Source organism: Variovorax sp. V35 (assembly GCF_041154465.1).
In the GTDB taxonomy this organism is placed as follows: domain Bacteria; phylum Pseudomonadota; class Gammaproteobacteria; order Burkholderiales; family Burkholderiaceae_C; genus Variovorax; species Variovorax boronicumulans.
Window position 1 is genome coordinate 378,984 of sequence record NZ_AP028666.1, and the last position, 22,602, is coordinate 401,585.

Genomic DNA, 22,602 nt, shown 5'->3' on the forward strand with positions numbered 1-22,602 from the left:
ACGAAGGTGTCGCCACGAAGTTCATTCGTAAAACGCACCAAGTCCTTCCAATTTTTCGCTAGGCAAGGGCGCGGGTTTCGCACATATTGGCCCGTTCCCGCCGTCGCATTTCTTCTTCTGTCCTTCTTTCTCCCTGGAGCGTCCATGCCAGAAGCCCAGACCCCCGTGTCCCTTCCCGCCGAGGTTGAACAACTGCTGCATCGCCTGGGCGTGCCCCGCACCGCCCACACCCGCGGCGACCTCACGGTGCGCTCGCCGGTCAGCGGCGAGGTGATCGCGCAGGTGCCGCAGACCACGGCCGTGGAAGCCACCGGCGCCATCGGCCGCGCGCACGAGGCCTTCAAGGCCTGGCGTCTGGTGCCGGCGCCGCGCCGTGGCGAGCTGGTGCGCCTGCTGGGCGAAGAGCTGCGCGCCGCCAAGCGCGACCTGGGCCGCCTCGTCACGCTGGAGGCCGGCAAGATCCCGTCCGAAGGCGCGGGCGAGGTGCAGGAAATGATCGACATCTGCGACTTCGCGGTCGGCCTCTCGCGCCAGCTCTACGGCCTCACGCTGGCCACCGAGCGCGCCGAGCACCGGATGATGGAAACCTGGCACCCGCTGGGCGTGTGCGGCGTGATCTCGGCCTTCAACTTTCCGGTGGCCGTGTGGTCGTGGAACGCGGCGCTCGCGCTGGTGTGCGGCGACCCGGTGGTGTGGAAGCCTTCCGAGAAAACACCGCTCACCGCGCTGGCCGTGCACGCCATCGCGCAGCGCGCCATCGAACGTTTCGGCGACGCGCCCGAAGGCCTGCTCGGCCTGCTGCTGGGCCCGCGCGACATCGGCGAGGTGCTGGTCGACGATCCTCGCGTGCCGATCCTCTCGGCCACCGGCTCCACGGCGATGGGCCGGCAGGTCGGACCGAAGCTGGCGGCGCGCTTCGCCCGCGCGATCCTCGAACTGGGCGGCAACAACGCAGCCATCGTCACGCCCTCGGCCGACCTCGACCTCACGCTGCGCGGCATCGCCTTCGCGGCCATGGGCACGGCCGGCCAGCGCTGCACCACGCTGCGGCGCCTGTTCGTGCACGAGAGCGTGTACGACCAGCTGGTGCCCAAGCTCGTGAAGGTCTACGGCAGCGTGCAGGTGGGCGACCCGCGCGAGGCCGGCACGCTGGTTGGTCCACTGATCGACCGCGCGGCCTTCGACGGCATGCAGAAGGCCCTGAACGAAAGCCGCGAGACCGGCGCCACGGTGCACGGCGGCCAGCGCGTCGAGGGCATCGGCACGCAGGACGCGTTCTATGTGCGCCCCGCGCTGGTGGAGCTGAAGTCGCACGCCGGCCCGGTGCTGCGCGAGACCTTCGCGCCCATCCTCTATGTGGTGCGCTACAGCTCGCTCGACGAAGCCATCGAATGGCACAACGCGGTGGGCGCGGGCCTGTCGTCGTCGATCTTCACGCTCAACGTGCGCGAGGCCGAGCGCTTCGTGTCCAGCGCGGGTTCGGACTGCGGCATCGCCAACGTCAACATCGGCCCGAGCGGCGCCGAGATCGGCGGCGCCTTCGGTGGCGAGAAGGAAACCGGCGGCGGGCGCGAAGCGGGCTCGGACAGCTGGAAGGCCTACATGCGCCGCGCGACCAACACCATCAACTACTCGACGGCATTGCCCTTGGCTCAAGGCGTGACCTTCGACATCGGCGACTGAACAACCCCGGCCCGTGGTGCCTGCCGCGCGGCATTTCGCCGCAGCGGCCAGGCAGCGGCCGTACCTATCCCCCCAGAAAAACCACCAGGAGACAGCAAAGATGAAGATGCAACTGAAGACCCTCGCCACCGCCGCGCTGCTTGCGCTCGCCTTCGGCACCACCGCCACCGCGCAGCAGGCGCCCACGGGCGGCACGCTCGACAAGATCAAGGCGAGCGGCAAGGTCGTGCTCGGCGTGCGCGAAGCCTCGCCGCCCATGGCCTACATGCTGGGCGCAGGCGAGAAGTACGTGGGCTACCACGTCGAGCTCTGCGAGCGCGTGCTCAAGGACATCACGCCCAACGCCAAGCTCGAGTACATGGCCGTGACCGCTCAGAACACCATCCCGCTGGTGCAGAACGGCACGCTGGACATCGGCTGCGGCCCCACCACCAATAACACCGCGCGTCAGCAGCAGGTGGCCTTCGCGCTCACCACGTACGTGAGCGAAGTGCGCATGGCCACCAAGGTCGACTCGGGCATCACCACGCTCGACCAGCTCGCGGGCCGCAACGTGTCGGCCTCGACCGGGACCACCGCCGTGCAGCTGCTGCGCAAGCGCGAGCGTGCGCAGAACGTCTCGTACAACACGATGCTCGGCAAGGACCACCTGGAAAGCTTCCTGCTCATGGAGTCGGGCCGCGCCGACGCCTTCGTGCTCGACGACAACCTGCTCGCCGGCATCATCGCGAACTCGAAGAACCCGACGGCCTACCGCATCACCGGCGAGGCGCTGGGCTCCGAGCCGATCGCGCTGCTGTTCCGCAAGGACGACCCGGCCTTCAAGGCCGCGGTGGACGATTCACTGCGCAAGCTCATGAAGAGCGGCGAGCTCGAGAAGATCTACACCAAGTGGTTCGTGGCCGCGATCCCGCCGAAGAACACCAGCCTCAACCTGCCGATGAGCCCCGCGCTCAAGCAGCTCGTGCTCGAACCCAACGACAAGCCACTGGAGGCCTACGCCAAGTGACAGACGCCGCCGTGTTCTCGCCGGCGCAACGCGTGCGCGCCATCCACGTCTCGGAGATCCTGCGCATCACCGACCATGCGCAGGCGCTCAAGCGCGCCGGCCGCCCGGTGATCGTGCTGGGCGCGGGCGAGCCCGACTTCGACACGCCCGAGAACATCCGGCATGCGGCCTCGCAGGCCATTGCGCGCGGCGACACGCGCTACACGGTGCTCGACGGCAGCCCGGCGATGAAGGCGGCGGTGCAGCTGAAGTTCAAGCGCGACAACGCGCTGGACTTCGCACTCGACGAGATCAGCGTGAGCGCGGGCGCCAAGCAGGTGATCTTCAATGCACTGATGGCGAGCCTGAACCCGGGCGACGAAGTGATCCTGCCTGCGCCGTACTGGACCTCGTACGCCGACATCGTGCAGATCTGCGGCGGCGTGCCGGTGTCGGTGGCGTGCGGCGAAGAGAACGGCTTTCGGCTGACGGCAGCGCAGCTGCAGGCGGCCATCACGCCGCGCACGCGCTGGCTGTTTCTCAACTCGCCGTCGAACCCGAGCGGCGCGGCCTACAGCGCGGCGCAACTGAAGCCGATCACCGACGTGCTGCTCGATCACCCCCACGTCTGGGTGCTGGCGGACGACATCTACGAGCACATCCTTTATGACGGCCTCGCGTTCGCAACGCCGGTGGCTGTCGAACCGCGGCTGCGCGAACGTACGCTCACGGTGAACGGTGTGTCGAAGGCCTACGCGATGACCGGCTGGCGCGTCGGCTACGGCGCCGGGCCGCGCGCGTTGATCGCTGCCATGGCCGTGGTGCAGAGCCAGTCGACCTCGTGCCCGTCGTCGGTGAGCCAGGCCGCGGCGATCGAGGCGCTCACCGGCCCGCAGGGCATCGTCGCCGAGCGCTGCGCATCGTTTCAACAGCGCCGCGATGTCGTCGTGGCCGCGCTCAACCGCACGCCGGGCCTGCACTGCCGCGTGCCCGAAGGCGCCTTCTACACCTTCGCAAGTTGCGCCGGCGTGCTCGGCAAGCGCACCGCCGCCGGCGCGCTGCTGCAGACCGACAGCGACTTCTGCCGCTACCTGCTGCAGGACTTCGAGGTGGCGGTGGTGCCGGGCAGCGTGTTCGGGCTCGCACCGTATTTCCGCATCTCGTATGCGACGTCGATGGCGCAGCTCGAAGAGGCCTGTTCGCGCATCGCCGCCGCCTGCGCCGCGCTCTCCTGACCTCTCCTCTTCATTCCACTGGAACCCTCATGACTTCCTCCCGCACCGGCGGCCAGATCCTGGTCGACCAGCTCATCACCCACGGCGTCCGGCAGCTTTTCTGCGTGCCCGGCGAAAGCTTCCTGGCCGTGCTCGACGCGCTGCACGATGCATCGATCGACGTGACGGTGTGCCGGCAGGAAGGCGGCGCCACGATGATGGCCGAGGCGCAGGGCAAGCTCACGGGGCAGCCCGGCATCTGCTTCGTCACGCGCGGCCCTGGCGCCACCAATGCGGCGGCGGGCGTGCACATCGCGCACCAGGACTCGACGCCGCTCCTGCTGTTCGTCGGCCAGGTCGCGCGCGACGCGATGGGCCGCGAAGCCTTCCAGGAGCTGGACTACAGCGCGGTCTTCGGCACGATGGCCAAGTGGGTCGTGCAGATCGACGATCCGGCGCGCGTGCCCGAGCTGGTGTCGCGCGCCTTCCACGTCGCGACCTCGGGCCGGCCCGGTCCGGTGGTGATCGCGCTGCCCGAAGACATGCTGACCGAAGCCGCCATGGTGGCCGATGCGCTGCCGTATGCCGTCACCGAAACGCATCCGGGCGCGGCGCAGATTGCCGAGTTGCAGCAGCGCCTGTCGCAGGCGCAGCGGCCGGTCGTCATTCTGGGCGGCAGCCGCTGGTCGGAAGCCGCGACGCAGCAGTTCGCGCAGTTCGCCGAGGCGCATGCGCTGCCCGTGCACTGCTCGTTCCGCCGCCAGATGCTGATGTCCGCCGAGCACCCCTGCTACGCGGGCGACCTGGGCCTTGGCGCGAACCCGCGCATGCTGGCGCGCATCCGCGATGCGGACCTCGTGCTGCTGGTGGGTGGGCGACTGTCGGAAGTGCCGTCGCAGGGCTATGAGCTGTTCGCGATCCCGCAGCCGAAGCAGGCGCTGGTGCATGTGCACGCCGATGCCGACGAGCTCGGCAAGCTCTATCGCCCGACGCAGGGCATCCACGCCACGCCGCAGGCGTTCGCCGAAGCGGTGTCCACGCTGCGTCCCGCATCACCTCCTGTTTGGCAGGCCGAGACGAAGACCGCACGCGAAGACTTTCTGCGCTGGAGCGACCCGGCCGCGATCCGCATCCCCGGCCCGCTGCAGATGGGCGAGGTCATGCAGCACCTGCGCGAGGTGCTGCCGGCCGACACCATCTTCTGCAACGGCGCGGGCAACTTCGCGACCTGGGTGCACCGCTTCTGGCCGTTCCGCGCGTTCGCGAGCCAGCTCGCGCCGACCAGCGGCTCGATGGGCTACGGCCTGCCCGCCGGCGTCGGCGCCAAGCGCCTGTGGCCCGAGCGCGAGGTGGTCGTGTTCGCGGGCGACGGCGATTTCATGATGCACGGCCAGGAGTTCGCCACTGCCGTGCAGTACGGACTGCCGATCCTCGTCGTGCTGCTGGACAACGGCATGTACGGCACGATCCGCATGCACCAGGAAAAGCACTACCCCGGCCGCATCAGCGCCACGCAGCTGAAGAACCCCGACTTCCGCGGCTACGCCGAGGTGTTCGGCGGCCACGGCGAGCGCGTGACCACGACGGAGGAATTCGGCCCCGCACTCGCGCGTGCGCGTGCCAGTGGCAAGCCGGCCATCCTGCATTGCCTGCTCGACCCGGAGGCGATCACGCCCGCGAGCACGCTGGCGTCGATCCGCAAGGCGGCGCTGGCCGCGAACTGAGGCGTCGTCAGCGCAGCCCGCCGACGTAGCGCGGCGGCGGCGTGGGCGGCAGGCCGTCGGGCTGGCGCGCCGCCAAGCGCGCGGCGCGGGCCAGCGGTTCCATGGCCTGCTCGAGCCGCGTGGCGAGCTGGTTGAGTTCGTCGTCTTTCGTCTCGGCGGCGTGCTGGCGCGTCATGCGCACGATCTCGGCGGCGTACTCGGCGTTGGTGGCCATCCATTCGGTGTCGGTCACGCGCCCGTGCTTTCGCCGCAGTGCCACGTGAAGGCGTGCTGCAAGCGCGATGCGTTCGCTTTCGGACATGGATGGCATGGCGTCTCCCTCGGGTGGTCAGGCTCCCAGGTGTTCACGATGCTGAGCAAGATCGAGGCCCACCAGTTCACTCTCGGGGTCGACGCGCAATCCGACCAGCACATGCACCAGGAACAGCACGATGGCCGTGCCGGCCGCGCTGTAGATCGCCACGCTGGCGACCGCGATCGCCTGCGTCAGCACATTGCCCGCCGCGCCCGAGATGCGCGGGTCGGCGAACACGCCAGTGAGCAGCGCACCCACGATGCCGCCGATGCCGTGCACGCCGAACACGTCGAGCGAGTCGTCCGCACCGAGCAGGTGCTTCAGGCCCGTGGCGCCCCAGTAGCAGGCCAGCCCGGCGATGGCGCCGATGGCCAGCGCCGACAGTGGCGTGACGAAGCCGGCCGCCGGCGTGATCGCCACCAGCCCGGCCACGAGGCCGGAGCACAGGCCCAGCAGCGAGGGGCTGCGGCGCACGATCCATTCGCCGACCATCCAGCTCATGGCGCCGGCCGCCGCCGCGATGTGCGTGACCAGCATGGCCAGGCCGGCGCGCCCGTCGGCCGCCACCGCCGAGCCGGCATTGAAGCCGAACCAGCCCACCCACAGCAGGCCCGCGCCCGTCATGGTGAGCGCCAGGCTGTAGGGCTCGAAGGCCTCGCGCCCGTAGCCCCGGCGCGGCCCGAGCGCATAGGCGCACACCAGCCCCGCGATGCCCGCGTTGACGTGCACCACCGAGCCGCCCGCGAAGTCGAGCGCGCCCATCTGCGCGAGCCAGCCGCCCGGCTCCCACACCCAGTGCGCGACCGGTGCGTACACGAGCACGCTCCACAGCAGCGCGAACCACAGCAGCGCCGAGAAGCGCATGCGCTCGACAAAGGCGCCGAGCACCAGCGCGGTCGTGATGATCGCGAAGCTCAGCTGGAACATCGCGTAGACCGATTCCGGCACGTTCGGCGCCACGTGGCTCACGGCCACCTGGCCGGCCTCCTTCAGGTACTCGAAGCCCGAGAAGCCGATGCGCGAGAGCTTGCCCAGCCAGGGCCAGCCGGGCGTGAAGGCCAGCGAGTAGCCGAGCGCGAACCAGGTCAGCGAGACCACGGCGGCGATCGCCACCACCCCGGCCATGGTGGCCAGCACGTTCTTGCGCCGCACCATGCCGGCATAGAAGAGCGCGATGCCGGGCAGCGTCATCAGCAGCACCAGCGCGGTCGAGGTCATCATCCAGGCGGTGTCGGCCGCGTTCAGGGAGGCTTGGGGTGCCAGCAGGGCCATGACCGTTTCTTCTTGGAGTGGTGGACAAGAGGCCTGTGTGCACGAGTCATGCCATCTTGTTAACTGACTGAAACACTTTGGTTTCCCAACCGGAGGGTCGAAGTAACACGAAGCGGGTAATTCCTAATGCACCGGGCGGGTGCGCGCTTGCACAATCTGCGCACTCGCGACGGGCCCTGCTCGTACTGCCGAGGGTCCGAGGAGACAAGCTTCCGATCGATCAACAAGAACATTCTTCAAAGGCTCCGTACGAGATGCCTGTCTGATATTTGAAAAGCGCCGCTGGTCGGCGCTTTTTTTTTGCCTGTTCGCCGCGCGGACGCGGGCGCTTTCCTCCCAGCCAAACAAGCCTCCTGGCCAGCCAGTACCGGCTGCCATAGCTATCGTTTCGATAGCGATTCCGGTGAGACAATCGCCCGCATGGAAATGCTGGTGGTCACGGGCGCCTCACTGCTCGCGGGTTTTATCGATGCGATCGTGGGCGGCGGCGGGTTGATCCTGGTGCCGGCCCTTTTTGCGGTGTTTCCGGGCGCGCCGCCCGCCACGCTGCTGGGCACCAACAAGAGCGCGTCCATCTGGGGCACGGCGGCCTCGGCGGCCCAGTTCAGCCAGCGGGTGCAGATGCGCTGGAGCGCCATGTGGCCGGCCGCGCTGCTGGGCTTCGGCGGCTCGATGCTCGGCGCCTGGACCGTCACGGTCTTCCCGGGCGACTTCCTGCGCCGGGCGCTGCCGGTCATCCTGCTGGGCGTGCTGGTCTACACGCTGGCGCGCAAGGACATGGGCCGGCTGCACGCGCCGCGCTTCAGCGGCCGCGCCGAGACGCTGGCGGCCAGCACCATCGGCCTGACCATCGGTTTCTACGACGGCTTCTTCGGGCCGGGCACGGGCAGCTTCCTGGTGTTCCTGTTCGTGCGCTGGATGGGCTACGACTTCCTCAACGCCTCGGCCTCGGCCAAGGTCATCAACACCCTGACCAACGCCGCCGCGCTGATCCTGCTGGCCGCCAAGGGCCACGTCTGGTGGCACTACGGGCTGGTGATGGCCGTGGCCAACGTGGCCGGCAGCCTGGTCGGCACGCGCGTGGCGCTGAAGCACGGGGCGGGGTTCGTGCGGATCGTGTTCATCGTGGTGGTGAGTGCGCTGATCCTGAAAACCGCCTACGACGCGTTCCTGAAATAAAAAAGCCCCTGGCGTCCGGCCAGGGGCTTTTCTTTGAGGGCACCGAGGTCAGTCCTCGACAAACGCCTCTTCGCGTTTCGCCTTGATCGCGGGCAACAGCACGATGGCCAGCAGCAAGGCTGCGGCAATCAGCAGGCCCGCCGACAGCGGCCGCGTCACGAACACGCTCCACGCACCGCGCGACAGCAGCAGCGCGCGCCGCAGGTTCTCTTCCATCATCGGCCCGAGGATGAAGCCCAGCAGCAGCGGGGCCGGCTCGGTGCGCAGCTTCAGGAACAGGTAGCCGATGAAGCCGAAGATCGCCACCATCCACACGTCGAAGGTGTTGTTGTTGGTCGAGTACACGCCGATCGCGCAGAACAGCACGATGGCAGGGAACAGGAACTTGTAGGGCACCGTCAGGAGCTTGATCCACATGCCGATCAGCGGCAGGTTCAGGATGATCAGCATCGCGTTGCCGATCCACATCGAGGCGATCAGGCCCCAGAACAGCTCCGGGTTGCTGGTCATCACCTGCGGGCCGGGCTGGATGTTGTGGATCGTCATCGCGCCCACCATCAGCGCCATCACGGCGTTGGGCGGGATGCCCAGCGTCAGCAGCGGAATGAAGGAGGTCTGCGCGCCGGCGTTGTTGGCCGACTCGGGCGAGGCCACGCCGCGGATGTTGCCCTTGCCGAAGGGCACTTCGCCCGGGCGCATCTTGATCTTCTTCTCCAGCGCATAGGCCGCGAAGGCCGCCAGCAGCGCGCCGCCGCCCGGCAGGATGCCCAGCGCCGAACCCAGCGCCGTGCCGCGCAGCACGGCCGGCGTCATGCGCTTGAAGTCGTCCTTGGTGGGCCACAGGCCCTTGACCTTGTGCGTGAACACCTCGCGCTCGTCGTCGGGCTGCGAGAGGTTGCCGATGATTTCGCCGTAGCCGAACACGCCCATGGCGATCACCACGAAGCCGATGCCGTCGGTGAGCTCGGGAATGTCGAAGCTGAAGCGCGCGACGCCCGAATTCACGTCGGTGCCCACGATGCCCAGCAGCAGGCCCAGCACGATCATCGCCACCGCCTTGAGCAGCGAGCCCGAGGCCAGCACCACCGCGCCGATCAGGCCCAGCACCATCAGCGAGAAGTACTCGGCCGGGCCGAACTTGAAGGCCAGCTCGGTCAGCGGCGGCGCGAAGGCGGCCAGGATCAAGGTGCCGACGCAGCCCGCGAAGAACGAGCCCAGGCCCGCCGCGGCCAGCGCGGGGCCTGCGCGGCCCTGCCTTGCCATCTGGTAGCCGTCGATGCAGGTGACCACCGAGGATGACTCCCCGGGCAGGTTCACCAGGATGGCCGTGGTCGAGCCGCCGTACTGGGCGCCGTAGTAGATGCCGGCCAGCATGATCAGCGCCGACACGGGCGGCAGCGCGTAGGTGGCGGGCAGCAGCATCGCGATCGTCGCGACCGGGCCGATGCCGGGCAGCACGCCGATCAGCGTGCCCAGGATGCAGCCCACCAGGCAGTACAGCAGGTTGGTGAAGGTGAAGGCGACGCCGAAGCCGGTCGCCAGGTTGTGGAACAGTTCCATGGCGGTGTGCTCCTCAACCCGAAATGAACGTGGGCCAGACCTGGATCTGGAGCTTGAGCGCCCAGATGAAGGCCACATAGCTGCCGGCCGCCAGGATGGTGGAGAGCACCAGCACGTCGCGCAGCTTGAAGTGCTCGCCGGCCATGCTCGAGATGATCGTCAGCGCGTAGATCGCGATGATCATGCCCATCGCCGGCAGCCCGACGCTGGGCAGACCGCCCAGCAGCACGCCGAAGGCCAGGTTGGCGCCGAGCACGAAGGCCAACGGCTTCCAGGCCCATTTGCCGATCTTGTCGCCGTCGGCGCTCTCGACCACCATGGCCTGGAACATGATCAGCGCGCCCAGCAGCGCCAGCAGGATGCCCAGCATCAGCGGGAAGTACCCCGGCCCCATGCGGGCGCCGTCGCCGATGGTGTAGGTGGTGGCGCCGATGGCGAACGCGCCACCGACGGCGGCGAACATGACTCCTGAGAAGAAGTCCGCCTGTCTCTTGATTTGCATTGTCTCGACCCTCTGTTTTCGAAGGGACGAGGGTCGTCGCCAGCGGCTGACCGTCGGCTGACCAGCGCGGTACGGACAAATGCTTACAGGGAAAGTACGGGACTGACTCTCCCCCAGGCTTCGCGCACTTCGTGTCGCTGTTCCCCGAAGGGGGCGGGCGGGTTGTGGGGCCAGAAACGAAAAAAGCTCCCGAAGGAGCTTTTTATTCATTCAGAGCGCCGAGGCGCTCATGAGTGTGTGGGGGAGGGCTTAGTAGCCGCCGCGGCCACCGCCGCCGCCGCCGTAACCACCGCCGCCACCGCTACGGCCGCCACCGCCGCCGCCGTAACCGCCGCCGCCGCCACCACCGTAGCCGCCGCCGCCACCACCGCCGTAGCCGCCACCACCGCCGGTGCGGGGGGGACGTGCTTCCATCGGACGGGCTTCGTTCACCGTCAGGGCGCGGCCCTGCAGCGATGCGCCGTTCATGCCTTCGACAGCTGCGAGTGCTTCAGCGTCCGTGCCCATTTCGACGAAGCCGAAGCCCTTCGAACGGCCGGTGTCACGTTCCATCATGACCTTGGCGCTGACGATCGAGCCGAACTCGCCGAAAGCCTGTTCCAGGTCGTTGTCACGCACGGAGTAGGCGAGGTTGCCCACGTAAAGTTTCTTGCCCATGGAGGGACTCCTAATTCAAACCAAAAAAACACAAAGCGATGGAGTCCCAGAATCACAACAAACTAATGCGCTGTGGCGCGAAACTGACCGATCACCAAATTACGTGCACGGGAGCCAAGGCTCGCAGACACGTGAGCCGGATTATCCGGCCCGATTTCCGAAAAAAGGGGGGAAATCTTGTGTTATCGAGAAACATTCCGACCCGACGGGCGGTTTCGCAACGGTTTCAGGAGGTCGGACAGGCCGTTGTGGTCTATTTCATGCATCAAAGCGAGCAGCCGGCCAATTTCTCCCGCGGGAAAACCCTCGCGCGCAAACCAGGTCAGGTAATTTCCGGGCAAATCGGCAATCAGCGTGCCCTTGTGCTTGCCAAAAGGCATTTCGAGCGTCACCAGGCGCTGCAGGTCTTCGGGGTTCATGCGCTGTTCAGCCGCCCGCGCGCTTGACCGTGTGGCCCTGCTTCACGAGGGCGGCGATGACCACCTCGCGGTGATCGCCCTGGATCTCCACGGTGCCGTCCTTCACCGTGCCGCCCGTGCCGCAGGCCGCCTTCAGCTGCTTGCCCACGGCCGCCAACGCCGCCGCGTCGAGCGGCAGGCCCTTGACCACGGTCACGCCCTTGCCCTTTCGGCCCTTGGTCTCGTGCGATACGCGGACAATGCCGTCCGTGGCCGCCGTGCGGGCCTTCGCGAGTTCCTTGCAGCGGCATTGCGCCATCGGGGCGCCGCAGTCGGGGCACATGCGCCCGCCCGCCTCGGTGGAGTACACCAGCGTGCTGCCGGTGCGGCTGTTCTTCATCGTTCCCATTCGATCCGTCTTTCTTTCGATCTCTCTTTTTTTCCCGGTGCCCGTTCCATGCCATTCGATACCCTGGGCCTGACCCCCGCGCTCGCGCAAGCGGCCGCCGCGAGCGGCTTTGCCGCGCCGACCGCCATCCAGGCGGCGGCCATCCCTGCCATTTTGCAGGGCCGCGACCTGCGGGGCTCGGCACAGACCGGCTCCGGCAAGACGGTCGCATTTTCCCTGCCGCTGCTGCAGCGCCTGGCCGCCGAGCCCGCCGCGTCGGCGTCGCGCCGGCTGCGCGCGCTGGTGCTCGTGCCCACGCGCGAACTCGCGGCCCAGGTGGGCGAGACGCTGGAAGACTTCGCGCGGCACCTGCCCGAGCGCCTGAAGATCGTCGTCGCGGTCGGCGGCGTCTCGATCAACCCGCAGATGATGCGGCTGCGCGGCGGCGCCGACATCGTGGTCGCCACGCCCGGCCGGCTGCTCGACCTGGTCGAACACAACGCGCTCGCGCTCGACGCCGTGTCGACGCTCGTGCTCGACGAGGCCGACCGCCTGTTCGACCTGGGCTTTGCCGAGGAGCTGCAGCGCATCCTGGCGCTGCTGCCCGCGCGGCGCCAGAACCTGCTCTTTTCGGCCACCTTCCCGATCGCCATCCAGGCGCTGGCTGACGACATGCTGCACGACCCGGCGCTGGTCGACGTGCAGGGCGAGCCCGGCACCCGGCCCGACATCGTGCAGCGCGCCATCGAGGTCGACGCCGCCCGCCGCACCCAGCTGCTGCGCCAGCTGCTGAAGGACAACGAAGGCACCTGGGACCGCGTGCTGGTGTTCGTCGCCACGCAGCACGCCGCACAGACCGTGGCCGAGAAGCTGTACCGCAACGGCATCTACGCCGTGCCCTTCCACGGCGACATCGCGCAGGGCACGCGCCGCGACATCCTGGCGCAGTTCAAGCAGAGCCGCTGGGACGTGGTGATCGCCACCGACCTGGCGGCGCGCGGCCTGGACATCGCGCAGCTGCCCGTGGTCATCAACTACGACCTGCCGCGTTCGCCCACCGACTACATCCACCGCATCGGCCGCACCGGCCGCGCGGGCGCGAGCGGGCTGGCGATCAGCTTCGTGAGCCCGGCCACCGAGGCGCACTTCCGCCTGATCGAGAAGCGCCAGGGCCAGCGCGTGCCGCGCGAGCGCATCGCGGGCTTCGAGCCGGTCGAGGCGGCACCGGTGGTGGTCGACACCTCGGGCAACGGCGGCATCAAGGGCACGCGGCCGAGCAAGAAGGACAAGCTGCGCGCGGCGGCCGCGCTGGCCGCACAGGCGGGCGGTGGAGAAGACGCGGACTGACGCGCGTCAGGCGTCAGCCGGCATGAAAGGATGCCGGCGGGTGCTTCGCCAGTTCTGCAAGCAGCAAGGTCCAGGCCCGTGTCCCTTGCTGGATGGACGCCAGCCGGAAGAACTCGTTCGGCGCATGCACGTCTTCATCGGGCAGGTTGAAGCCGAACATCAGCGTGTCGATGCCCAGCATCTCCTTGAAGATCGACGTGACCGGCACGCTCGCGCCGAGCCGCACGTGAACGGGGCGCTGGCCGCTCTCGCGTTCGAGCACCGCTTCGGCTGCGCGCACCAGCGGGTGGTCCGGCGCGAGGGTGGAGGCGGGTGAGCCGTCGTTCAGGGCCACCACGTCGAGCGTGCAGCCGGGCGGGCAGTGCCGCTGCAGGTGGCGCAGCACCGCGTGGATCACGGCGCGCGGGTCCTGCCCCGCGACCACGCGCGTGGTGAGCTTGGCCTGCGCCTCGCAGGGCACGATGGTCTTGCCGCCACCGCCCGTGTAGCCACCCCACAGGCCGTTGACGTCGAGCGCGGGCCGCAGCGTGATGCGCTCGCGGGCGGTGTATTCGGGCTCGCCGTGCGCGCCGGCGCCGACATCAGAAAAGAACGCGGCTTCGTCGTAGGGGAACGCTGCGGTATCGGCACGCTGCCTGGCGCTGAGTGGCAGCACGCCCTCGTAGAAGCCTTCGACCGCCACGCCGCCATCCGCGTGGTGCAGCGATGCGACCAGCCGCGCCATCTCGTGCAGCGCGTTGCGCACGCCGCCGCCGTAGCGGCCTGAATGCAAGTCCTTGTGCGCGGTGCGCAACCGCACCTCGAGCTGCGAGTTGCCGCGCGCACCGGTGTTGATCGTCGGCACCTGCGCGCTCGCGCGCCCGCCGTCGGCTGACAGCACCGCATCGGCCTGCAGCAGCGCCCGGTGGCGCTCGACGAGGGTTCGCAGCGAGGGGCTGCCTGTTTCCTCCTCGCCTTCGAGGAACACCTTGATGTTCACCGGGCACCGGCCCAGCACCGCGAGGAACGAGGCGATCACCTCGAGTGCGATGGTGGTCGAGCCCTTCACGTCGGAGGTGCCTCGGCCGTAGAGCCGGCCGTCCACCTCCGTGGGCTCGAACGGCGGCGTGCGCCATTGCGCGACGGGATCGGCCGGCTGCACGTCGTAGTGGCCGTAGACCATCAGCGTGGGTTGGCCGGGCGCGCCGTTCCATTCGCCGTACACGGCGGGCTCGCCGTCGCCGTCGAGCAGGCGCACCCCGGCCAGGCCGATCTGCTGCAGCCGCTCGACGAGGAAGCGCCGCGCCTCGTGCATGCCGGGCGCGAAGGCCGGGTCGGCGCTCACGCTCGGGATGCGCAGGAAGTCCTTGAGCCACGCCACGATCTGCGGCTGGCGGGCGTCGAGGTGGTCGATGACGTGTTGTTCGTTCATGGAGGGAGGAGTGAATGCGGTGGGTTCGTCAGTACAGCGGCGGGAACACGTCCGGCCCCCACAGCGTGTCGCACTTGTGCGTGTGCTCGAACGCGTTGCTCGATGTCTTGACGGCGGGGTAGGTGAACTCCATCAGCGCGCGGCCCGACGGCCCCATGGAGCGCGGCCAGTGCGTCGCGACGTTGCGGCCGTCGCCGTTCGGGTCGCCGTGCTTCGCGAAGTTGAGGAGGTACGCCACCATCTGCGCCGACAGCGCCTTGCGCTGTGCGGTGGTGGTTGCGTCGGGCGTGGCGCTGCCCGGGTCGAAGTACGGGTACGTGGGCAGCGCGTCGACCGTGCCGGTCAGGTAGTAGCTGTCCATGCCGTGCGCGGTGCCGTAGAAGAAGGCCGTGGGGCTCGTCGGAAACGACAGCTGCGGATCGGTCATCTCCCAGCCGTACACCGGCACCCAGGCCGCGAGCGCATCGCGCCGCGCGCTGTTGCCGCAGGCGTACATCGCGTCGCCCATGGCGCGCGCGATGCCTTGCGCCGGCACGGCGTAGTTGCCGATCGGGTAGGCCGCCTCGATGGCCGTGGTGTCGTAGCCGGCCGGCGCGAGCCCGCGCAGGTACAGCGGGTAGTAGGTGGCGCTCAGCTTCGTGTCGACGAACAGCGTGCCCTCGTCGCGCACGCCGCCGATCATCACGGGCACCTGGTTGAAGTTGCCGGTCGCGAAGGCGCGTGCGGGCACCTGCGTGAGGACCTGTGCGTCGACCGTGGGCCGCCACTTGAGCGTGCCCTGTGCGAGCAGCGCCGACACCGGCAGTGCCCGCAGGCAGGCGACCACGTCGGCGGCGCCGCTGCATCCGAGGTTCTGCACGGCGGTGTCGCCGACGGCCAGCGAGGTGTCCATGCTCGGGTTCGAGTACTCGGCCGCGCCGCCGCTTTGCATCACCGCGCGCTGGAACAGCCCCTTGGCCTTCGGCGACTGCAGCAGCGAGAAGCTCTGCGTCGCGCCTGCCGAGGTGCCCCACAGCGTGACGTTGCCCGCATCGCCGCCGAAGGCCGCGATGTTCTTCTGCACCCAGCCGAGCGCGGCCAGTTGGTCCATCACCGCGAAGTTGCCGAGGCTGCCGTCCTTGTTGGCTGCGCGCAATGCCTTGTTCGCGAGGTAGCCGAGCGCGCCGAGCCGGTAGTTGAGGCTGACGACGACCACGCCGCGGCTCGCCAGCGGGCTCGGGCCCATCTCGCCCGAACCCAGCGTGAACGCGCCGCCGTGGATGTAGAAGATCACCGGCAGCTTGTCGCCGGGCTTCGTGCCTGCGGGCTTCCACACGTTGAGATAGAGGCAGTCTTCGGCGATCGGTGACGACACCGCGCCGGGGGCTTGCGGGCACGCATTGCCGAAGGCCCTGGCCTGCAGCGTGGCCGCGTGTGCGGCCGGCGGTTGCGGCGGTGCCCAGCGCAAGGCGCCCACCGGCGGCTGCGCGTAGGGAATGCCGAGGAACGACACCATGTCCGAGCCGGCGCTGCCCGCGACCTTGCCCTCGGTGGTGACCGCGACCGTGAGGTCGTCCGGCGTCGGCGCGGGGGCCTCCGGTGCGGGGCTCGCGGCCGGCGGCAGCGCGATGCCGCCGAAACCGGTGCTGCCGCCACCGCCGCCGCACGCCGAGAGCGACAGCGCGATCGTCAGCACCAGGCCATTGATGTGTCTCGTCTTCATGAATGCACCTCTTGTTCTTGCGTGGAGCGGGGGCTCAGGGCGACTCGTAGCCGATGGCCTTGACGAGGTCGCGATAGCGCGCGATCTCGGCGGCGTAGAACTGCTCTCCCGCCTCCAGGCTCATCGGCTCGAAGACGGTCTTGGCCTGCGATTCCAGCTGCGCGCGCGCCTGCGGGTTCTTCAGCGCGGCGGCGATCGCGGCGTTGAGCCGTTCGGCCACCGGCCGCGGCGTGCCCTTGCGCACCACGTACGAGGTCCAGATGCTGAAGTCGAAGTCCTTCATGTCCTTGCTCTGCGCGCTGGTCTGCACCGTGTCGAACGGCGCGGGCAGGCGCTTGCCGGGCGACAGCGAGCCGATCACGCGCAGGCGGCCCTGCTTCACGTAGTCGGCATAGAAGGCCTGGTACGGCATGAACGCGAAGTCGATCTGCCCGCCGATCAGGTCCTGCAGGAGGGGGGCGCCGCCCTTGTAGGGCACGTGCGTGGCAGGCGCGCCGGTGCGTTTCGTGAAGAGCTCGCCGAGCAGGTGATACAGCGTGCCGGCGCCCGGCGTGCCGTAGTTCAGCGGTGCGTCCTTGCGCGAGCGCGCCAGCGCCACGAACTCATCGAGCGAGTGCGCCGGCAGCTGGCTGTTGACCATCAGCACCAGGGGCGAGGTGGCCACCGGCGCGATCCACTGGAAGTCCTCGGGCTTGTAGCGCGTGCTCTTGTTCACCAGCCCCGACAGGATCAGCTCGTTGGGCGAGCCCTGGAACAGAAAGTGGCCGTCGGCCGGCGCCGCCAGCACCTTGCCCGCGGCGATGGCGCCGCTCGCGCCACCGAGGTTCTCGACGATCACCTGCCCGCCGAGCGCCTTGCCGACCAGGTCGTTCAGGGCCCGCGCGGTGAAGTCGCTGGCCGCGCCCGCCGGGTAGGGAACCATCATCGTGACGACCTTCGAGGGGTAGGGCCCCTGCGCTTGTGGCTGCGCCATCGCCGCCGTGCCGCAGCCTAGAAAAGCCAGCGCGCAAAGCCATTGACCGAACCGCTTCATGGGGAAATTCCTTGGTCCAAAGTAGTACGCGATGGATGCTAGGAATCGCATGAATATCTGTCCAATGCATTGTTTTTGTCATTACCATGAGCGCGCCTCATGCGTATGACAAAGAGCGGCCCGCCATGAACCTCCAGCAACTCGACCACCTGCTCGCGCTCGCCGAAACCGGCTCCTTCAGCCGCGCGTCCGAGAAGGTGCACCTGACGCAGCCGGCGCTCAGCCGCAGCATCCAGATGCTTGAGCAGGAGCTCGGCATGCAACTCGTCGACCGCATCGGCAAGCGCAACGAGCTCACGCCGTTCGGCGCCATGGTGCTGGCGCGCGCCAAGCGCATCTCGATGGAGACGCATGAGCTCAAGCGCGCCGCCGCGCTGCTGGCCGACGGGCAGGCCGGCTCGGTGCGGCTGGGGCTCGGTGCCGCACCGGGCGCCCTGTTCTCGTCGCCGTTGCTGATCCACATGCTGCGCCACCACCCGCGCGTGGGCCTGCAGCTGCACGGCGGCGGGCCCGACCTGCAACTGGCGGCACTGCGCGCACGCACGCTCGATGCGCTGGTGCTCACCTACCGCGCGGTGTCACCGCGGGAAGACCTGCACATCGACGTGCTGCCGACGCTGCGCTCCGGCTTCGTCTGCCGGCGCGGCCATCCGCTGCTTGCGAAGGGCCGCGGCACGCCGGTGGGCTTCGACGATCTCGTGCGCTACCCGGTGGTCTCGACGATGGTCAGCGACGACGTGGCGCGCATCCTGGTCGAGCGCTACGGCAGCGACGCGAGCCCGCAGCGCTGGCTGCATGTGTCGTCGGAAGACATCGGCGCGCTGATCGATGCCGTGCGCAACACCGACGCGATCTTCCTGGGCGTGCTCGCGGCCACCCGCGCGCTGCAGGACAGCGGCGAACTGGCCGAGTTGACGGTGGCGCCCGCGGCGGGGCTCAGTGCGCAGTTCGCCTTCGTCACACTCGAAGGCCGCACCGAGGCCCCTGCGCTGCGGTTGGTGCGCGATTTCTGCGTCGGGCTCGCGCAGGCCGGTGCCGATCCATCCGCGGCGCCATCGACCTGATCTGCCCGCGCAGCGATTCGAACCGGCGCCGGGACCACCGCCGTTGCACGCTACGCGTGCTGCTTGCCGAGCAAGCTCGCCATCAGGTCCACCGGCAGCGGAAACACGATGGTCGTGTTCTTGTCTGCGCCGATCACCGTGAGCGTCTCCAGGTAGCGCAACTGGATCGCCTGCGGCTCCTGCGCCAGCACGCGCGCGGCCTGGAACAGCTTCTCGGACGCCTGCAGCTCGCCCTCGGCATGGATCACCTTGGCGCGGCGTTCGCGTTCCGCCTCGGCCTGCCGTGCGATGGCGCGGATCATGGATTCGGTGAGGTCGATCTGCTTGATCTCGACGTTCGACACCTTGATGCCCCATGAGGCCGTCTGCACGTCCAGCGATTCGCGCACATCCAGGTTGAGCTTCTCGCGCTCGGCCAGCATGTCGTCCAGCTGGTGCTTGCCGAGCACCGAGCGCAGCGTGGTCTGGGCCAGCTGGCTGGTGGCGTTGAAGAAGTCCTTGACCTCGATGATGGCCTTGGCCGCATCGACGATGCGGAAGTAGACGACCGCGCTGACCTTCACCGACACGTTGTCGCGCGAGATCACATCCTGCGTCGGCACTTCGAGCACCACGGTGCGCAGGTCGACGCGCACCACCTGCTGGATGGCCGGGATCACGAACACCAGCCCGGGCCCTGCCACCTTCGAGAAGCGCCCCAGGGTGAACACGATGCCGCGCTCGTACTCCCGGAAGATCCATATCGCCGAAAAGAGCAGCGCCGCCAGCAGGACCAGGGCGACGGCGCCGATGCCATAAGTGAAAGAGAGCATGGTGATCTCCCGCGACCCAGCAAAGGTGCTGGACGGTTGGACCCCCGCTGCGCAGCAGCGTTCCTGCCGGGCCGAAATGAAGGTCGCTACACCCACCCCAGCTGCCGCGCCGCCAGCTCCTTCATGATCTCCTCGGCCCCGCCGCCGATCATCATCACCTTGACCTCGCGGTAGATGCGCTCGCTCACCGTGCCGCGCATGAAGCCCATGCCGCCGAGGATCTGCACCGCCTGGTCGGCGCAGAACTGCATGGTCTGCGTGGCGTGGTTCTTGAGCAGGCAGACCTGCGCCACCCACTCGGGCGCGTTGATGCGGCCCGCCGCCTCGTGCGCGTCGCCCTCGGCGGACACGGCCTCGAGCCAGGCCTCGGTCGAGGCGATGCGCATCTGCATGTCGACCAGCTTGTGGCGCACCGCTTGGTGTTCGATGAGCGCGGCGCCGAAGGTCTTGCGCTCGCGCGACCAGGCCAGCGCCTCGTCCAGGCAGGCCTGCGCGAAGCCCAGCGCGCCGGCCGCGAGCCCGACGCGCTCGCCGTTGAAGTTGCCCATGACCATGCGAAAGCCTGCGCCCTCGTCGCCCAGCAGGTAGCGCGCGGGCACGCGCACGTTGTCGAAGTGCAGGGTGGCGGTGTCGGAGCACAGCCAGCCCATCTTCGCGAGCCGGGTGCGCGAAAGGCCGGGCGCGTCGCCCGGCACCAGCAGCATCGAGAGCCCGCCCGCGCCGCGGCCTTCGCCGGTGCGCACGGCCACGGTGATCCAGTCGGCGCGCATGCCCGAGGTGATGAAGGTCTTCTCGCCGTTGAGCACGTAGTGGTCGCCGTCGCGCTTGGCCGTGGTGCGCACCGCGGCCACGTCGGAGCCGCCGCCGGGTTCGGTGATCGCGAGCGCGGCGATCTTTTCGCCGCGCAGCACGGCCGGCACGACCTCTTGCCGCACCGCGTCGCTGGCATGCAGCACCACGGGCGGCAGGCCGATGTTGTGCGAGAACAGGCTCGCGAGCACGCCGCCGCTCTGGCCGTGGCGCGCGAGCGCGACCCAGGCCGGCAGCTTGAGCGCATACGAGGCGGGCGTGCCGCCGAGTGCTTCCGGGTAGCCCAGGCCCAGCAGGCCCAGCTCGGCCGCGCGGGCGTACAGCGCGCGCGGGAACTCGCCGGCCTCGTCCCAGGCCTGCACGTTCGGTGCGATCTCGGCCTGGGCGAAGCGGCGCACCGTGTCGGCGAGCGCCGCACGGTCGGCCTGCAGTTCAGCGTCCATGCCGGTCAGCCGCGCGGCGGGCGCTTGGCGATGCCCATGGTCTTGGCGAGGATGCCGAGCATCACCTCGTCGGCGCCGCCGCCGATCGAGCCCAGGCGGCCGTCGCGGTACAGGCGCGAGACGCGGTTCTCCAGCGTGAAGCCCATGCCGCCCCAGAACTGCAGGCAGGTGTCGGCCACCTGGCGCGTGAGGCGGCCGGTCTTGAGCTTGGCCATCGAGGCGAGCTCGAGCACGTCCTCGCCCTTCACATGCAGGTCGCAGGCGCGGTAGGTGAGGGCGCGCAGCGCCTCCACCTCGGTCTTCAGTTCGGCCAGCTTGAACTGCACCCACTGCTGGTCGGCCAGCGTGGCGCCGAACATCTGGCGCTGCTGCGCCCATTCGATGGTCTGCGTGATGCAGTCGTCCATCGGTGCGAGCGAGCTGGCCGCGCACCACAGGCGCTCTTCCTGGAACTGCTGCATCTGGTAGACGAAGCCCTGGCCTTCCTCGCCGATGCGGTAGCGCTGCGGCACGCGCACGTTGTCGAAGTAGATGAGGCCGGTGTCGCTCGAGTCCATGCCGATCTTGCGGATCTTCTTGGCCTTCTCGATGCCGGGCAGGTTCATCGGCACCATCACGAGCGACTTGTTGCGATGCACCGGGCCCTCGCTGGTGTTGACCAGCATGCACATCCAGTCGGCCTGCAGGCTGTTGGTGATCCACATCTTCTGGCCGGTGATGAGGTAGTCGTCGCCGTCCTTCTTCGCATAGGTCTTCAGGCCCGCCACGTCGCTGCCCGCGCCGGGCTCGCTCACGCCGATGCAGCCGACCGTGTCGCCCGCGATGGCGGGCACCAGGAACTCGCGGCGCAGTTCGTCGCTGCCGAAGCGCGCGAGCGCGGGCGTGCACATGTCGGTCTGCACGCCGATGGCCATCGGCACGCCGCCGCAGCTGATGTGGCCCAGCCCTTCGGCGAAGGCCATCGCAAACGAATAGTCGAGGCCGGCGCCGCCGAAGGCCTCGGGCTTGTTCAGCCCCAGCAGACCGAGGTTGCCGAGCTTCTTGAAGACCTCGTGCGCGGGAAAGATCTCGGCCTCTTCCCATTCGTCGACGTGGGGGTTGATCTCCTCGTCGATGAACCGGCGCAGGGTGTTCTGCATCTCGAGGTGTTCATGGGTGTACTGCATCACTGGTCTCCGTTCGTTCGTTCGCTCGTTACTTGTCCTGGAACACGCGCGGTGTCTGCGCGAGGTGAAAGCCGTCGTAGGGCCGCACCGCGGGGCGCTGCTGCGCCTGCGCGTCGGGCAGTTCCATCGGCCAGCCCATGCGCGCCTGCGGGCGCGCGCCGTCCACGCGCAGCACGGTGCCGCTGATGAAGGCGGCAGCCGGGCCCAGCAGGAAGGCGATGGCGGCGGAGGTCTCGGCCTCGTTGCCGAAGCGGCCCGCGGGCACGGTCTTGCGCATGGCGCGCAGCATGTCGCCGGCCTCGGGCGGGTAGTGGTCCATGCCGCTGGAGGCGATGTAGCCCGGCGCCACGGCGTTCACGCGCACGCCGCTCACGGCCCACTCGGCGGCGGCGGTCTCGGTGAAGCTCACCATGCCGGCGCGCGCGGCGCCACTGTGGCCCATGTTCGGCATCGACCCCCAGATGTCGGCCACGATGTTGACGACGGCGCCGCCGTGGGCCTGCATGCTCTGCACGTAGCACTCGCGCGCCACCAGGAAGCCGCCCGTGAGGTTGGTGTGGATCACCGCCTCCCAGCCCTTGGCCGAGATGGCGGCCAGCGGCGTGATGTACTGGCCGCCCGCGTTGTTGACCAGCCCGTCGATGCGCCCGTGCGCCGCGACGATGGCCTTCACGGCCTCGCGCACGGCGTCTTCCTGGCGGATGTCGAAGGCCTGCGTGCTGGCGTTGCCGCCGACGGCTTCGATCTCGGCGCGCACCGCGTCGAGCTTCTCGGGCTTGCGCCCGACCAGCACCACGTGGGCGCCGAGCGAGGCCAGTTCGTGCGCGGTGCAGCGGCCGATGCCCGAGCCGCCACCGGTGACGACGATGCATTGCCCGGCGAACAGGCCGGGCGCGAAGACGGAGCGGTAGTGGGGTGCGTTCATTCGACAGGTTCTCGAAAAAGGGGGAGGGG

At 68.9% G+C, this 22,602-nt stretch carries 21 protein-coding genes; 7 read left to right on the top strand and 14 right to left on the bottom strand.

What is annotated here, in order from left to right:
• Positions 1–144 precede the first annotated feature (144 nt).
• The 4 genes from ACAM42_RS01785 to ACAM42_RS01800 all read left to right on the top strand — a co-directional run bounded on the left by ACAM42_RS01785 (position 145) and on the right by ACAM42_RS01800 (position 5,609).
• Positions 145–1,683 carry an aldehyde dehydrogenase family protein gene (locus ACAM42_RS01785; protein ID WP_369630934.1) on the top strand — a complete coding sequence of 513 codons (1,539 nt, stop codon included), beginning with the start codon at positions 145–147 and terminating at the stop codon, positions 1,681–1,683.
• 100 nt (positions 1,684–1,783) lie between these two features.
• A complete protein-coding gene (locus ACAM42_RS01790) occupies positions 1,784–2,692 on the top strand; it encodes an amino acid ABC transporter substrate-binding protein (protein ID WP_062472764.1) in 909 nt (302 codons plus the stop codon).
• Positions 2,689–3,906, top strand: coding sequence for a pyridoxal phosphate-dependent aminotransferase (locus ACAM42_RS01795; protein WP_369630935.1), 1,218 nt, complete (start codon positions 2,689–2,691; stop codon positions 3,904–3,906). Before ACAM42_RS01790 ends, ACAM42_RS01795 begins: the two co-directional genes overlap by 4 nt.
• 29 nt (positions 3,907–3,935) lie before the next feature.
• On the top strand, positions 3,936–5,609 hold the full coding sequence (locus tag ACAM42_RS01800) for a thiamine pyrophosphate-binding protein (RefSeq protein WP_369630936.1): 1,674 nt from the start codon (positions 3,936–3,938) through the stop codon (positions 5,607–5,609).
• Between the two features lie 7 nt (positions 5,610–5,616).
• Here the strand turns inward: ACAM42_RS01800 and ACAM42_RS01805 are convergent, their stop codons facing one another.
• Positions 5,617–5,919, bottom strand: coding sequence for a hypothetical protein (locus ACAM42_RS01805; protein ID WP_369630937.1), 303 nt, complete (start codon positions 5,917–5,919; stop codon positions 5,617–5,619).
• Between the two features lie 18 nt (positions 5,920–5,937).
• Complete coding sequence (locus tag ACAM42_RS01810) at positions 5,938–7,176, bottom strand: ammonium transporter (protein WP_307589442.1); 1,239 nt, start codon at positions 7,174–7,176, stop codon at positions 5,938–5,940.
• Between the two features lie 420 nt (positions 7,177–7,596).
• On the opposite strand from ACAM42_RS01810, the gene ACAM42_RS01815 reads away from it, so the two are divergent.
• Complete coding sequence (locus ACAM42_RS01815; protein WP_139703963.1) at positions 7,597–8,355, top strand: TSUP family transporter; 759 nt, start codon at positions 7,597–7,599, stop codon at positions 8,353–8,355.
• Positions 8,356–8,403: 48 nt separating this feature from the next.
• Here ACAM42_RS01815 and ACAM42_RS01820 read toward each other — a convergent pair whose 3' ends face one another.
• From ACAM42_RS01820 to ACAM42_RS01840, 5 genes are all read right to left on the bottom strand, one after another.
• Entirely contained in the window at positions 8,404–9,915 is a 1,512-nt protein-coding gene (locus ACAM42_RS01820) for a tripartite tricarboxylate transporter permease (RefSeq protein ID WP_062472774.1), read from the bottom strand.
• Between the two features lie 13 nt (positions 9,916–9,928).
• Positions 9,929–10,417 carry a tripartite tricarboxylate transporter TctB family protein gene (locus tag ACAM42_RS01825; protein WP_307589438.1) on the bottom strand — a complete coding sequence of 163 codons (489 nt, stop codon included), beginning with the start codon at positions 10,415–10,417 and terminating at the stop codon, positions 9,929–9,931.
• Between the two features lie 249 nt (positions 10,418–10,666).
• Positions 10,667–11,074, bottom strand: a complete 408-nt coding sequence (locus ACAM42_RS01830; RefSeq protein ID WP_095950733.1) for an RNA-binding protein — start codon at positions 11,072–11,074, stop codon at positions 10,667–10,669.
• A gap of 182 nt (positions 11,075–11,256) precedes the next feature.
• On the bottom strand, positions 11,257–11,493 hold the full coding sequence (locus ACAM42_RS01835) for a DUF3820 family protein (protein WP_056584018.1): 237 nt from the start codon (positions 11,491–11,493) through the stop codon (positions 11,257–11,259).
• A gap of 7 nt (positions 11,494–11,500) precedes the next feature.
• Positions 11,501–11,881: a translation initiation factor Sui1 gene (locus ACAM42_RS01840; RefSeq protein WP_062472780.1), complete on the bottom strand. Its 381-nt coding sequence runs from the start codon at positions 11,879–11,881 to the stop codon at positions 11,501–11,503.
• 48 nt (positions 11,882–11,929) lie between these two features.
• Here ACAM42_RS01840 and ACAM42_RS01845 point away from each other — a divergent pair, with 48 nt between their 5' ends.
• On the top strand, positions 11,930–13,207 hold the full coding sequence (locus ACAM42_RS01845; protein ID WP_369630938.1) for a DEAD/DEAH box helicase: 1,278 nt from the start codon (positions 11,930–11,932) through the stop codon (positions 13,205–13,207).
• 13 nt (positions 13,208–13,220) lie between these two features.
• Here ACAM42_RS01845 and ACAM42_RS01850 read toward each other — a convergent pair whose 3' ends face one another.
• From ACAM42_RS01850 to ACAM42_RS01860, 3 genes are read right to left on the bottom strand one after another with little or no spacing between them, the layout of a single operon-like run.
• Complete coding sequence (locus ACAM42_RS01850; RefSeq protein WP_369630939.1) at positions 13,221–14,618, bottom strand: dipeptidase; 1,398 nt, start codon at positions 14,616–14,618, stop codon at positions 13,221–13,223.
• Positions 14,619–14,646: 28 nt separating this feature from the next.
• Positions 14,647–16,320: a carboxylesterase/lipase family protein gene (locus ACAM42_RS01855; RefSeq protein WP_369630940.1), complete on the bottom strand. Its 1,674-nt coding sequence runs from the start codon at positions 16,318–16,320 to the stop codon at positions 14,647–14,649.
• A gap of 34 nt (positions 16,321–16,354) precedes the next feature.
• Positions 16,355–17,353 (bottom strand): Bug family tripartite tricarboxylate transporter substrate binding protein, encoded by a 999-nt coding sequence (locus ACAM42_RS01860; RefSeq protein ID WP_369630941.1) that lies wholly within the window; start codon positions 17,351–17,353, stop codon positions 16,355–16,357.
• Positions 17,354–17,478: 125 nt separating this feature from the next.
• On the opposite strand from ACAM42_RS01860, the gene ACAM42_RS01865 reads away from it, so the two are divergent.
• Complete coding sequence (locus ACAM42_RS01865) at positions 17,479–18,417, top strand: LysR family transcriptional regulator (protein WP_159278838.1); 939 nt, start codon at positions 17,479–17,481, stop codon at positions 18,415–18,417.
• 50 nt (positions 18,418–18,467) lie between these two features.
• On the opposite strand, the gene ACAM42_RS01870 is transcribed toward ACAM42_RS01865, so the two are convergent.
• From ACAM42_RS01870 to ACAM42_RS01885, 4 genes are all read right to left on the bottom strand, one after another.
• Positions 18,468–19,229 (bottom strand): slipin family protein, encoded by a 762-nt coding sequence (locus ACAM42_RS01870; protein WP_139703953.1) that lies wholly within the window; start codon positions 19,227–19,229, stop codon positions 18,468–18,470.
• A gap of 86 nt (positions 19,230–19,315) precedes the next feature.
• Positions 19,316–20,482, bottom strand: a complete 1,167-nt coding sequence (locus tag ACAM42_RS01875) for an acyl-CoA dehydrogenase family protein (RefSeq protein ID WP_369630942.1) — start codon at positions 20,480–20,482, stop codon at positions 19,316–19,318.
• A gap of 5 nt (positions 20,483–20,487) precedes the next feature.
• Positions 20,488–21,648, bottom strand: a complete 1,161-nt coding sequence (locus tag ACAM42_RS01880) for an acyl-CoA dehydrogenase family protein (protein WP_095747399.1) — start codon at positions 21,646–21,648, stop codon at positions 20,488–20,490.
• 28 nt (positions 21,649–21,676) lie between these two features.
• The gene (locus tag ACAM42_RS01885) at positions 21,677–22,573 is read right to left on the bottom strand and encodes an SDR family oxidoreductase (protein WP_369630943.1); all 897 of its coding nucleotides are present in this window, start codon (positions 22,571–22,573) and stop codon (positions 21,677–21,679) included.
• Positions 22,574–22,602: the final 29 nt, after the last annotated feature.

Excerpts from the sequence above, each read along its gene's own strand:
- ACAM42_RS01805 (WP_369630937.1), bottom strand. The coding sequence starts at position 5,919 with ATGCCATCCATGTCCGAAAGCGAACGCATCGCGCTTGCAGCACGCCTT.
- ACAM42_RS01810 (WP_307589442.1), bottom strand. The coding sequence starts at position 7,176 with ATGGCCCTGCTGGCACCCCAAGCCTCCCTGAACGCGGCCGACACCGCC.
- ACAM42_RS01860 (WP_369630941.1), bottom strand. The coding sequence starts at position 17,353 with ATGAAGCGGTTCGGTCAATGGCTTTGCGCGCTGGCTTTTCTAGGCTGC.
- ACAM42_RS01840 (WP_062472780.1), bottom strand. The coding sequence starts at position 11,881 with ATGGGAACGATGAAGAACAGCCGCACCGGCAGCACGCTGGTGTACTCC.
- ACAM42_RS01850 (WP_369630939.1), bottom strand. The coding sequence starts at position 14,618 with ATGAACGAACAACACGTCATCGACCACCTCGACGCCCGCCAGCCGCAG.
- ACAM42_RS01800 (WP_369630936.1), top strand. The coding sequence starts at position 3,936 with ATGACTTCCTCCCGCACCGGCGGCCAGATCCTGGTCGACCAGCTCATC.
- ACAM42_RS01855 (WP_369630940.1), bottom strand. The coding sequence starts at position 16,320 with ATGAAGACGAGACACATCAATGGCCTGGTGCTGACGATCGCGCTGTCG.
- ACAM42_RS01865 (WP_159278838.1), top strand. The coding sequence starts at position 17,479 with ATGAACCTCCAGCAACTCGACCACCTGCTCGCGCTCGCCGAAACCGGC.
- ACAM42_RS01835 (WP_056584018.1), bottom strand. The coding sequence starts at position 11,493 with ATGAACCCCGAAGACCTGCAGCGCCTGGTGACGCTCGAAATGCCTTTT.
- ACAM42_RS01845 (WP_369630938.1), top strand. The coding sequence starts at position 11,930 with ATGCCATTCGATACCCTGGGCCTGACCCCCGCGCTCGCGCAAGCGGCC.
- ACAM42_RS01875 (WP_369630942.1), bottom strand. The coding sequence starts at position 20,482 with ATGGACGCTGAACTGCAGGCCGACCGTGCGGCGCTCGCCGACACGGTG.
- ACAM42_RS01825 (WP_307589438.1), bottom strand. The coding sequence starts at position 10,417 with ATGCAAATCAAGAGACAGGCGGACTTCTTCTCAGGAGTCATGTTCGCC.
- ACAM42_RS01815 (WP_139703963.1), top strand. The coding sequence starts at position 7,597 with ATGGAAATGCTGGTGGTCACGGGCGCCTCACTGCTCGCGGGTTTTATC.
- ACAM42_RS01785 (WP_369630934.1), top strand. The coding sequence starts at position 145 with ATGCCAGAAGCCCAGACCCCCGTGTCCCTTCCCGCCGAGGTTGAACAA.
- ACAM42_RS01885 (WP_369630943.1), bottom strand. The coding sequence starts at position 22,573 with ATGAACGCACCCCACTACCGCTCCGTCTTCGCGCCCGGCCTGTTCGCC.
- ACAM42_RS01880 (WP_095747399.1), bottom strand. The coding sequence starts at position 21,648 with ATGCAGTACACCCATGAACACCTCGAGATGCAGAACACCCTGCGCCGG.
- ACAM42_RS01820 (WP_062472774.1), bottom strand. The coding sequence starts at position 9,915 with ATGGAACTGTTCCACAACCTGGCGACCGGCTTCGGCGTCGCCTTCACC.
- ACAM42_RS01830 (WP_095950733.1), bottom strand. The coding sequence starts at position 11,074 with ATGGGCAAGAAACTTTACGTGGGCAACCTCGCCTACTCCGTGCGTGAC.
- ACAM42_RS01870 (WP_139703953.1), bottom strand. The coding sequence starts at position 19,229 with ATGCTCTCTTTCACTTATGGCATCGGCGCCGTCGCCCTGGTCCTGCTG.
- ACAM42_RS01790 (WP_062472764.1), top strand. The coding sequence starts at position 1,784 with ATGAAGATGCAACTGAAGACCCTCGCCACCGCCGCGCTGCTTGCGCTC.